This window comes from Streptomyces mesophilus (assembly GCF_040300965.1).
Taxonomy (GTDB): domain Bacteria; phylum Actinomycetota; class Actinomycetes; order Streptomycetales; family Streptomycetaceae; genus Streptomyces; species Streptomyces mesophilus_A.
The window spans coordinates 75,371-86,238 of sequence record NZ_JBEPEW010000019.1; the positions used below are offsets into that span (position 1 = coordinate 75,371).

Genomic DNA, 10,868 nt, shown 5'->3' on the forward strand with positions numbered 1-10,868 from the left:
GAAGAGGCCGGGCCGGGACAGCCCGAACAGGCCCGGCCGGAACAGCCCGGACAGCCCCGGCTAGAACAGCCGCAGCTTGTCGTCCTCGATCCCGCGCAGCGCGTTGTAGTCCAGCACGGTGCAGCCGATGTTCCGGTCCGTGGCGAGCACACGGGCCTGCGGCTTGATCTCCTGGGCCGCGAAGACACCGCGCACAGGCGCCAAGTGCGGGTCGCGGTTGAGCAGTTCGAGATAACGGGTGAGCTGCTCGACGCCGTCGATCTCGCCACGCCGCTTGATCTCGACCGCGACGGTCATCCCGTCCGCGTCCCGGCACAGGATGTCGACCGGCCCGATGGCCGTGGGGTATTCGCGGCGGATCAGGCTGTAGCCCTCGCCGAGGGTCTCGATCCGGTCGGCGAGCAGTTCCTGCAGATGGGCCTCGACGCCGTCCTTGATCAGACCGGGGTCCACCCCGAGCTCATGGGAGGAGTCGTGCAAGATCTCCTCCATCGTGATGATCAGTTTCTCGCCTGCTTTGTTGATGACCGTCCAGACACCGTCGTCCTCCTTGAGGGTGCACGGCGGGGACATCCAATTCAGCGGCTTGTAGGCGCGGTCGTCCGCGTGGATGGAGACACTGCCGTCCGCCTTCACGAGGATCAGGCGGGGGGCCGACGGGAGGTGGGCGGTGAGCCGGCCCGCGTAGTCCACGGAGCAGCGGGCGATGACGAGACGCATGGTCGGCAACGCTACTCGACGCGGCAGGGTTCGCGCGATTCGCCCCGGAAACCGAGCGGCGGTCCGTACCGGGTGCCGGGGAATCTCCCGGCTTGCCCCTGTTCAACCTCCGTTGATTATTGGCCGGTTGTGGCCGCCTTCTCCTGGTGCGCGCCCGATGCGTTGCCTACCGTGGAAGCAGGAGGTCGCGAGGCGTGCACGCTGCGTAGGCGGTTTCCGGCCCTATCCGTCAGCCCCCGCTCCCCGGGGGTGCGAGAGGAGAACCCATGTCGCTCGACGTCTCACCGGCTCTGTTGGAACAGGCCGAGCGAGGCGAGGTCGACGAAGCGGAATTCGTCGACTGCGTCCGGACATCCCTGCCGTACGCATGGGAGATGATCAGCTCGTTGGTGGCACAGCTGGAGGTCGACGGAGGAGAGTTCGCCGACAACCAGACCCCGCCGCCCAGCGAGCAGGCACGAGGTCAGCTGCTGCGCGCGCTGGCCAGTGATGCGATACGTGGTGCTCTGCAGCGCCACTTCGGGGTGCGTCTGGCATTCCAGAACTGCCACCGTGTCGCTGTTTTCCCCGTCGGTCCCGAAGCCGACGAAAGGCTGGCCCGCTTCACCTCGATCCGCGGCCAGCTGCTGAACCAGTCACCTGAACTGCGGGACTGCTGAGGCCTGTTGCTGCCGCCTCGTACGCGGGAGGTGTATCCGGGGCGGCAGCCCCCATCGGCTTCACACGAGCCGGGGCAGGACGTCCGCCCCGAGCCGCCGCAGATTCTCCTCGGTCGAGTCCAGATCTCCCGAGCCCTCCGTGAGCAGGGCGAACCGCGTGATCCCGGTGCGCTCGGCCGTCGCCGCGAGCCGGTCCGCGCACAGCTTCGGGGTGCCCACCGGGTGGATGGAGCACAGGAGTCGGGTGTACGCCAGCGGGTCGCGCATCCTGCGTTCGCGCCCGTCCACGGTGACATGCGCGTCCAGGCCCTGCTTCAGCCAGCCGGGCATCGCCTTCAGGAGCGTCTCGGCCGCCTCCACCGTGCGGTCCGCGACCTGGGCCACGCCCGCCGACACATGCTGCGCCGCGGCGATCTCGTCCGGTGTCCGGCCGGCGGCCAGGGCGCAGGAACGGTAGAGCCCGACCATCTCGGCCTTCTCCTCGTCCCCGATGTGCATCCCGAGCAGCATCGCCAGACCGCGCTCCGCGGCGAGCCGCACGCTCGACGGCGAGGTGCAGGCCAGGATCAGCTCCGGTCCGGACGGGCCGCTCAGGGCCTCGTCGGGCCGGGGTACGACGGGGACTTCACGGAATGCGTAACGCTCACCCGAGGCCGCGACCTTCGGCTCGGTCAGCCACCGGTGCAGCACGTCGAGCGACTCCGGAAAGCCCTTCTCGTACGCCTCGATGCCCGCACCGAAGACCTCCAGGTCCACCCAGGGCCCACCGCGTCCCACGCCGAGCGTGAAGCGGCCGCCGCTGGTCAGATGGAGCAGCGCCGCCTGTTCGCCGAGCATGACCGGGTGCTGGGTGGGCAGCACGCTGACCGCGGTGCCCACCCGGATCCGCCGGGTGCGCCCGAGCAGCAGCGCCGCCAGGGTCGTGGCCGACGGGCAGACCCCGTACGGCACGAAGTGGTGCTCGGCCAGCCATACCGAGTCGAGCCCGGCTTCCTCGGCGACCTCCGCACTGCGCACCGCACGGTGCAGGGCCTCCCCCTGGCCCTGGCCCGGGAACTGGGCCGCGAGAACAAAACTTCCCACACGCATCGCTGCTCCTGCCTCCTTGGCGCCGACGCGGTACTCCCCCTACTGGCAACAACGCCTGACACGTGCCAAAGGCACGGCTTGCATAAAGGTTGGCCCACTTTCTTCAATAAGCACAGTCGTATGAGATCAGCGCGCACCAGGTCGAATGTGCTGTGTTGTGCGCTTGTGCGGGGCCCTTGTGGTAGGCCTGCCCCGATGCCCCGTACGGGGCGGGTACCCGGTCCGATGACGCGTAGGCTTGGTCGCTGTCCGTATTCACGCAGTCCCTGCGACGTCAGCCGGTGAGGTGTTCTGGTGTCCCCGCGCAAAAACCGCTCCCGTCCTCGTAGAGGTGCCGGCGGATCGGACCGAGGCGGCGACGAGGAGAACGGGACACGGTACGGCGGCTTCGAGCACCAGGAGCACCATCAGGGCGAGGAGTACCGCGTACGGCATGTGGCGGGCGCGAGTGCGAACGGCAAGACGTACCGCTGCCCGGGCTGCGACCAGGAGATCCCGTCCGGCGTTCCGCATGTGGTGGCCTGGCCGCAGCATGGCGGGGTCGACGACCGCAGGCACTGGCACAAGGCCTGCTGGAACGCGAGGGACCGCCGCACCTCGCAGGTGCAGCGGTCCCGTAATGCGCCTAGATACTGAGCAGTTGCCCGGGGGAGTTACACGTCACGCTTGTGGGTGAGAGCGAAAGCGCCCGCGAGCGCCGCGACGGTCACACAGGCCAGGATGCCGAGCAGTCCCCAGCCGCTGCCCGAGCCCTCGTCGCCCATGAAGGGCAGCTGGTAGAGGGTCGCCAGGCCGTTCAGGGGCGAGTACTCGATCAGCGCCTCCTGGAGGTCGCGCAGGCTCTCCATCTGCATGAACAGGGCGAGCAGCAGCGGCAGCAGGATGACCGCGAGCATGGTGGTGATCGCACCTGCCGAGTGCCGCAGGACCGCGCCGACGGCCAGGGCGAGCAGACCGAGCAGCGCGACGTACAGCGAGGCGCCCACGGTCGCGTCGAGCCACTCGTTGGTGGTGGCGACGACCTCGCCGTTGACGATCGAGTCCTTCGGCAGGGAGGAGAACTCGCCCGGTGACTTGCCGCCGAGCATCGCCGACTGGATCAGCGCGGTGAGCGTGGTGGCCACCAGCGTCATCGTGAACGACAGCGAGAAGAAGACGATCGCCTTCGCGGCGAGCACCCGGCCGCGCGCGGGACAGGCGGTCATCGTCGTACGGATCATGCCCGTGCCGTACTCGGAAGTGATCACCAGGACGCCGAGCGTCACGATGCAGATCTGGCCGAGCATCAGGCCGAACAACCCGCCCGAGAGCAGCGGGATCTCGGCGTAGGTGGAGCTGGAGAGGCCGATGGCGGTCATCGTGCTGATGCCGAGCACGAGCAGGAACATCACGCCCAGCGTCCACATCGTGGAGCGCACCGAGCGGATCTTGGTCCACTCGGAGGCGAGGGCGTGGCCCAGGTGCGTGGAGCGGATCGGGATCGGCGAGGTGTAGGTCGCGGCGGGCGCGCCCTGCCACTGCGCCGGTGCCTGGTGCATCGGGGCCGGGGCGGCCTGCGGGGGCTGGTTTGTCATCGGGCTACTCATCGGGCGGCCCCGTTCTCGTTGTTCTCGGGCTTGGTCAGATCGGGCGCGGCCGCGGGGGCAGGCGCCGGGGGAGCGGCCACCGGGGCGGCGGGAGGCTGGGCGACCGGGGCTTGGGCGACCGGGGCTTGGGCGACCGGGGCGGCCGGGGCCTGTGCCGCAGGGGCGTCGGCAGGCTGCGCGTACGGGTTCGGTACGGGAGCGGCCGACGGGGGCACGGGAGCAGCCGATGGCGGTACCGGAGCGCCGGGCGCCCCCTGCGGCATCGCGAAGGGCTGTCCGCCGTGCTGCGGCGCCGGAGGCGCGTACCAGCCGGGCTGGCCCTGGCCGGGCACAGGCGCCTGGAACTGGGCCTGCTGCGGCGGCAGTTGCTGCTGCAGACCGGCCTTCTGGTCGATCGTCGAGCGGTAGTCGACCGCGCCCTGCGTCATCCGCATGTACGCCTCCTCGAGCGAGGCCTGGTGCGGTGAGAGCTCCCACAGCCGTACATCCGATTCGTGCGCGAGATCGCTGATCCGCGGCAGCGCGAGCCCGGTCACGCGCAGTCCGCCGTCCGCCTCGGGCATCACATGCCCGCCGGCCTCGGTGAGCGCGGCCGAGAGCTTCTCGCGCGCCTGCGGCTCGGTGTCAGGGGTGCGCACCCGGGCGAAGTCCGCGGAGTTCGCCGAGATGAACTGCTTGACCGTCATATCGGCGAGCAGCTGCCCGCGGCCGATCACGATCAGGTGGTCGGCGGTCAGCGCCATCTCGCTCATGAGGTGCGAGGAGACGAAGACGGTACGGCCCTCGGCGGCCAGCGCCTTCATGAGGTTGCGGACCCACAGGATGCCCTCGGGGTCGAGCCCGTTGACCGGCTCGTCGAAGAGCAGCACCTGGGGGTCGCCGAGCAGGGCCGCGGCGATGCCGAGCCGCTGGCCCATGCCGAGCGAGAAGCCCTTGGAGCGCTTCTTGGCGACGTCCTGGAGGCCGACCACGCCGAGCACCTCGTCCACCCGGCGGGCAGGGATGCCGGAGAGCTGGGCCAGGCACAGGAGGTGATTACGGGCGTGCCGGCCGCCGTGCACCGCCTTGGCGTCGAGCAGCGCGCCCACCTGGCGCGGGGCGTTGGGCAGCTTGCGGTAGGGGTGGCCGGCGATGGTGACGTGGCCGGCCGTGGGGTTGTCGAGCCCGAGGATCATGCGCATCGTCGTCGACTTGCCGGAACCGTTGGGGCCCAGGAAGCCGGTGACGGCACCGGGCCGCACCTGGAAGGAAAGGTTGTACACGGCCGTCTTCGCGCCATAGCGCTTGGTCAGGCCGACTGCCTCGATCATGCTGCACCCATCGACAGGTCAGGTTCAGAACGTCGGGGCACACGGAAAGTTCGTCCCCCTTGGAGCTAAGGAGGATAACTAGCCGTTGACGGTTCCGGCCATGTGCGGCCGGTGTATCCGGGAAACCTCAGGGCTCACACGGGCAACGTCCGTGCTTTCGGCTGGGTTGGGCGGTTCTGCGCGGATCACCTCATGTACGCGTCTGGCCTGTGGTGGCCGCCGGTGGTGAGATCACGCCATGCCCATGCGACCTGAGCATTGCGTGACGAGGAACCACATCGAGGTATGGCACACGCGAGCCCTGCCGTCGTGACCGGTCCGGATCGGCCTCTGGACGGTAGTGCGCGCGGCTCGATGCTGCCGCTGCTCGTCTGGACCGGTTTCGCGTGTTTGGCGTACGCCGTTTACAACGTGGTCGTGGCGACAGTCCTCGTCGGCATCTTCGCGGCGTCGATCGTCGCGGGCGTCTGAAGGGGACGGACGTAGGGGAAGGCCCTCTCCGCGCCCTAGGCGTCCCGCTTCTTCAGGAGCAGATAGCCGACCCCCAGCGCCACGAGCACCCAGGCGATCATGATGGCGAGCCCGCCCCACGGGCCGTACGGGGTGTCGTCGTCGAAGGGCGTGACCACCTGCATGACCTTCTGGCCCGCTTGGTCCGGCAGATAGCGCGCGACCTTCTTGGTCGCCGAGACCGAGCCGAGGATCGGGGAGATCAGGAAGAACAGCGGCATCAGGATGCCGAGCGACAGCATCGGACTGCGCAGGATGGACGCGACGCCCATCGAGAAGACCGCGACCAGCGTCATGTAGAGCCCGCCGCCGATCACCGCGCGCAGCACGCCGTCGTCGCCGAGCGACACCTTGTGGTCGCCCATCATCGCCTGGCCGAGGAAGAAGGCGACGAAAGCCGTGATCATCCCGACCACCAGGGCAAGCGCCGTGGCCACGGCCACCTTGCTGAACAGGAACCGGCCGCGCTGCGGCACCGCGGCGAGCGAGGTGCGGATCATGCCGGTGCTGTACTCGTTGGCGACCACGAGCACGCCGAACACGATCATCGCCAGCTGGCCGAGGCCCATGCCGGCGAAGCTGATCGAGGTGGCGTCGAAGGTCAGCTTGTCCTTGGCGTCCAGCTTGTCGAAGTCACTGGACGCGAAGTACGAGATCAGCATGCCCAGGCCGATGGTGAACACCATGGCGAGCAGCAGCGTCCACGGCGTCGAGGCCACCGACTTGATCTTCGTCCACTCCGACTTCAGTACACGCGTCGAAGACATCGGTCACTGCCCCTTCTTCTGCGACCACTGATCATTCGACTGCTGCCAGCCGGAGGTGTCGGGCGCGCCGGTCTCGGAGTGTGCGTGATATTCCACGGACTCGGCCGTGAGCTGCATGAACGCCTCTTCGAGCGAGGCCTGCTGAGGGCTCAGTTCGTGGAGTACGAGCTGGTGCTGGGCGGCGAGCTCGCCGAGCCGCTCGACCGGGGTGCCGTCCACTTCGAGCGTTCCGTTGCCGGCCTCGACGACGGTGATGCCCTCGGCGTGCAGCACATCGCGCAGCCGTTCCTGCTGAGGGGAGCGCAGCCGTGCGTAGGAGCGGGAGTTCTCGCGGATGAATCCCGCCATCGAGGTGTCCGCGAGGAGCCGGCCCTGGCCGATGACGACGAGGTGGTCGGCGGTCAGTGCCATCTCGCTCATGAGGTGCGAGGAGACGAAGACGGTGCGGCCCTGGGCCGCGAGGCCCTTCATGAGGTTGCGGATCCAGTGGATGCCCTCGGGGTCGAGCCCGTTGACCGGCTCGTCGAACATCAGGATCTGCGGGTCGCCGAGCAGGGCGCCCGCGATGCCGAGCCGCTGTCCCATGCCGAGCGAGAAGCCCTTGGCCTTCTTCTTGGCGACGGCGGTGAGACCGACGGTGTCCAGGACCTCGTGGACGCGGCTGTCGGGGATCCCGTTGGACTGCGCCAGACAGAGCAGATGGTTGTACGCGCTGCGGCCGCCGTGCATGGCCTTCGCGTCGAGCAGCGCGCCGATGTACCTCAGCGGATGCTTGATCTGCGCGTAGTGCCGGCCGTCGATACGGACGTCGCCGGCCGTGGGGTTGTCGAGCCCCAGCATCATGCGCATGGTCGTGGACTTGCCCGCGCCGTTGGGCCCGAGGAACCCGGTGACGATGCCGGGCCGGACGGCGAAGGTGAGGTCATTGACGGCTACCTTCTCGCCGTACCGCTTGGTCAGGCCCTCGAGCTCGATCATGCGGCCCACGCTAAAACGGGACAAAGCCCCCTGCCACTTGGAGTGACCGGGGGCTTCGCCCTCGTTCGTACCGCCTCAGAGGCTCCTGATCAGCGGGACTGCTGAGCCGGAACACCCCGCGTGACCGGCTCGTCCTCCGGTGCGCCCGCCGCGGCGACGGCCGCACCGGTCAGCGTGGCCAGCATCTCGCGGACGTTGGTCAGCTGGGCGTTGATGGAGTCGCGGCGGTTCGTCAGCGCCGCGAGCTCGCGCTCCGATTCGCTGCGGATCCGGTCGGCCTTGGCGTTGGCGTCGGCCACGATGTCCTCGGCCTGGCGCTGCGCGGTCTCCACCGTCTGGCGGGCGCGGCGCTCGGCGTCGGTACGCAGCTTCTCGGCCTCCAGGCGGAGCTGCTCCGCGCGGTGCTCGATCTCCGCGAGGCGCTTCTCGGCCTTGGCCTGACGGGACGCGAGGTCGCGCTCCGACTGCTCGCGGCGCTTGGCCAGGTTCGTCTCGAAGTCCGCGGCGGCCTGGGCGGCCTTGGCGCGGGTCTCCTCGAAGAGCGCGTCGGCCTCCTCGCGCTTCTGCTGCGCGTCCTTCTGCGCCTCGGCGCGGAGCGTGGACGCGTCGCCCTTGGCCTTCTCGACGATCCGGACGCCCTCGTCCTCCGCCTTGGCCTTGCGGTCGGCGGCGAAGGTCTCCGCGTCATTGCGCACCTGCTGGGCCGCCGACTCGGCGAGCTCACGGTGCTGCTCGGCCGCGCGGCGGGCCTCCTCGCGCAGATCCTTGGCCTCCTCCTCGGCGAGGCGCAGGATCTTCTCGACGCGCGCGCCCAGACCGGCATACGACGGCTCGGCGTCGGATACCTGGGCCTGTGCGTTCTGCGTCTCGAGGTGGAGCTCCTCGATGCGCTTTTCCAGAGCAGTGATACGAGCCAGAGCACTGTCACGGTCGGAGACGAGCTTGGAGATACGTTCGTCCACCTGAGCGCGGTCGTACCCACGCCGCACAAGCTCGAAGCCGTAGGGGGAAGTGTCGCTCATGGGGTTCCTGTCGAATGAGACCGGTGAGGTGATAGGGGGAATCCTAGGGGTCAGGGCGGCGTGTCATCGAGCGTATGCCGGTTTGATCTGGAGAATGCCCACCCTTTTGAGTGGCTGAGCTCAAGACCGCTTGCCAGCACCAGGGTCGAACGTCCTTGTCGAGTACGGGGTTTGTGCCCCTCGCCACCCCTTGAACGGCGGGCCACCCGAACGAGGCCATCACGGACAATCCATCAGATCGTCACCCGAACGTGGCCCGGAACCTTCAGGAAAGGCCCGGACCGTCCCGCGCCGAGTCCCTCAGCTGTCCGAGGACTTGCCACCCGAACGAGGGGCGCCGACGCTCGCGCCCGCCTTGACGCCGCTGTCCTTGCCGCCGCCGACGGGAGCCTCAAAAGACTCCAACGCCTCAAGTACGTCCTGGACACGGGAGATCTCGGCCTGGATGTCCTCACGCCGGCGCACCAGGACGTCCAGTTCGCGCTTGCCCTCGTCCACCAGGCGCTCGGCCTCGGCCTCCGCCTCCGCCTTGACCCGCTCGGCCTCGCGCAGCGTCTCCGCCTTCTTCTGCTCGGCCTCCTTGAGCAGCTGCTCGGCCTTCTTGACCGCGGCGATACGCACCTTGCCCGCCTCGGAGTTGGCCTCCGAGACCAGGTCCTTGGCCTTGGCGGTGGACTCGGCGAGCTGCTCCTCGGCGGCCTTCACGAGCGCGTCGCAGCGCTCGCCCGCCGACTTCATCTGCTCGGCCGACTCGCGCCGTGCGCGCTCGTGCAGTTCCTCGATCTCACCCGTGATGCGGTCGCGCAGCTCCTCGGCCCGCTCCCTTATGGCGGTGGCGTCCCGGCGTGCGCCGACGAGGAGTTCATCGGCGTCCGTACGGGCCTTCTCCACCAGCGAGTTGCCCTCGACCGTGGCCTCGGAGACCAGCCGCTCCGCCTCGTTCCGCGCCGCGCCGACCATCGTGTCGGCCTGCGCCTCGGCGTCCGTGGCGCTCTTGAGCGCCTTCTCGGCGGCGTCCTGGGTGAGCTTCTCGGCCTCGGCCACCGCCTCGGTGACGAGCTTGTCGACCTGCTCGGCGGCCTCGCTGCGCCGCTTGTTGGCGGCCTGGCGCGCCTCGTCGAGGGTGCGCTCGGCCTCCGACTGCGCCTCGCTGCGGATCCGTTCGGCCTCGGCGGCCGCCTCCGCCTTGATCTGCTCGGCGGCGGTGCGGGTGCGCTCGGCGTGCTGCTGCGCGGAGCCGACCGTCTCGGCCGCCTCGGCCCGCAGCCGCTCGGCCTCACCGGTCGCCTCACCGATCAACTGGTCGGCCTGCGCTGCCGCGTCGCTGCGGATCCGGTTGGCGTCCTCGCGCGCCTCGGCACGCGTACGCGAAGCGTCCTGCTCGGCGGACGCGATCGCGTCGGAGGCCTCCGTACGCAGCCGCTGGGCGTGCTCGGCCGTCTCGGACCTGAGCCGCTCGGCCTCCGCGATCGCCTCGGACATGGTGCGCTCGGCAAGCGACTTGGCGGCCTCGGACTCCTCCTGCGCCTCCCGCCGTACGCGCGCGGAGTCCTCGGAGGCCCGCTCCCGCTCGGCATACGCGTCGGCGCGGACCCGGTCCGCCTCCTCCTGCGCCTCGGTCCTGGTGCGCTCGGCGGCGTGCTCGGCGGCCGAGCGGAGACCGGAGATCTCCTCCTGGGCCTGCTCCTGCAACCCGGCGACGGAGTCCCGTACCTGCTGGGCCGTCAGCTCGGCGGCGGCCACGAGATCGGTCGCGCGGCGGTCCGCCTCCTCGACCAGACGGGCCGCCTCGGCCTGCGCCTCGTCGACCCGGTTGCGGGCGCTGGCGAGGAGCTCCTCGCTCTGCTCGCGGGCCCGCTCACGCTCCTGGTCGGCCTCGCCGCGCGCGGCGGTGAGCAGCTCCTCGGCCTCGCGCCGGCGCCGGCCCGCCTCCTCCTGCGCGGCCCGCAGCGCCTCGGCGGCCTCGGCACCCACCCGCTCCGCGGCGGTCTGCGCCTCGGCGCGGATCCGGTCGGCGCTGTCCTGTGCCTCGGCCTTCAACTGCTCGGCCTCGGAGGCCGCTTCGGTCCGCAGCCGTACGGCGAAGGCCTCGGCGTCGGAACGGCTCTGTGCCGCGTCCGAAGCCGCCTCGGTGCGCAGCCGCTCCGCCTCGGTCTCGGCCTGCGACTGAAGGGTCCGGATCCGCTCGGCGGACTCGGTGCGCAGCCGCTCGGCCTCCTCGGCGGCC

Annotated in this window: 10 protein-coding genes and 1 pseudogene; 3 read left to right on the top strand and 8 right to left on the bottom strand. The window is 69.9% G+C overall.

Annotated features, from left to right (window positions below):
* Positions 1–60 precede the first annotated feature (60 nt).
* Complete coding sequence (gene nucS, locus ABT367_RS10235) at positions 61–720, bottom strand: endonuclease NucS (RefSeq protein WP_206343643.1); 660 nt, start codon at positions 718–720, stop codon at positions 61–63.
* A gap of 266 nt (positions 721–986) precedes the next feature.
* Between nucS and ABT367_RS10240 the strand changes: the two genes are divergently transcribed.
* Entirely contained in the window at positions 987–1,379 is a 393-nt protein-coding gene (locus tag ABT367_RS10240; protein WP_352251535.1) for an SCO5389 family protein, read from the top strand.
* A gap of 60 nt (positions 1,380–1,439) precedes the next feature.
* Here ABT367_RS10240 and ABT367_RS10245 read toward each other — a convergent pair whose 3' ends face one another.
* Entirely contained in the window at positions 1,440–2,468 is a 1,029-nt protein-coding gene (locus ABT367_RS10245) for an LLM class flavin-dependent oxidoreductase (protein ID WP_352251537.1), read from the bottom strand.
* 294 nt (positions 2,469–2,762) lie between these two features.
* Between ABT367_RS10245 and ABT367_RS10250 the strand changes: the two genes are divergently transcribed.
* Entirely contained in the window at positions 2,763–3,104 is a 342-nt protein-coding gene (locus tag ABT367_RS10250) for an ATP/GTP-binding protein (protein WP_352251539.1), read from the top strand.
* 17 nt (positions 3,105–3,121) lie between these two features.
* Here ABT367_RS10250 and ABT367_RS10255 read toward each other — a convergent pair whose 3' ends face one another.
* Complete coding sequence (locus tag ABT367_RS10255; RefSeq protein WP_352251541.1) at positions 3,122–4,042, bottom strand: ABC transporter permease; 921 nt, start codon at positions 4,040–4,042, stop codon at positions 3,122–3,124.
* An 8-nt stretch (positions 4,043–4,050) separates the two neighbouring features.
* The gene (locus ABT367_RS10260; RefSeq protein ID WP_352251543.1) at positions 4,051–5,364 is read right to left on the bottom strand and encodes an ABC transporter ATP-binding protein; all 1,314 of its coding nucleotides are present in this window, start codon (positions 5,362–5,364) and stop codon (positions 4,051–4,053) included.
* Between the two features lie 285 nt (positions 5,365–5,649).
* Between ABT367_RS10260 and ABT367_RS10265 the strand changes: the two genes are divergently transcribed.
* On the top strand, positions 5,650–5,835 hold the full coding sequence (locus ABT367_RS10265) for a hypothetical protein (protein ID WP_352251545.1): 186 nt from the start codon (positions 5,650–5,652) through the stop codon (positions 5,833–5,835).
* Between the two features lie 35 nt (positions 5,836–5,870).
* On the opposite strand, the gene ABT367_RS10270 is transcribed toward ABT367_RS10265, so the two are convergent.
* The 4 genes and pseudogenes from ABT367_RS10270 to ABT367_RS10285 all read right to left on the bottom strand — a co-directional run.
* Positions 5,871–6,641, bottom strand: a complete 771-nt coding sequence (locus ABT367_RS10270; RefSeq protein WP_352251547.1) for an ABC transporter permease subunit — start codon at positions 6,639–6,641, stop codon at positions 5,871–5,873.
* 3 nt (positions 6,642–6,644) lie between these two features.
* Complete coding sequence (locus ABT367_RS10275) at positions 6,645–7,619, bottom strand: ABC transporter ATP-binding protein (RefSeq protein ID WP_352251549.1); 975 nt, start codon at positions 7,617–7,619, stop codon at positions 6,645–6,647.
* Positions 7,620–7,708: 89 nt separating this feature from the next.
* Positions 7,709–8,641 carry a cellulose-binding protein gene (locus ABT367_RS10280; protein WP_199545896.1) on the bottom strand — a complete coding sequence of 311 codons (933 nt, stop codon included), beginning with the start codon at positions 8,639–8,641 and terminating at the stop codon, positions 7,709–7,711.
* Between the two features lie 300 nt (positions 8,642–8,941).
* Positions 8,942–10,868: pseudogene (locus ABT367_RS10285) on the bottom strand (hypothetical protein); the annotation flags it as partial.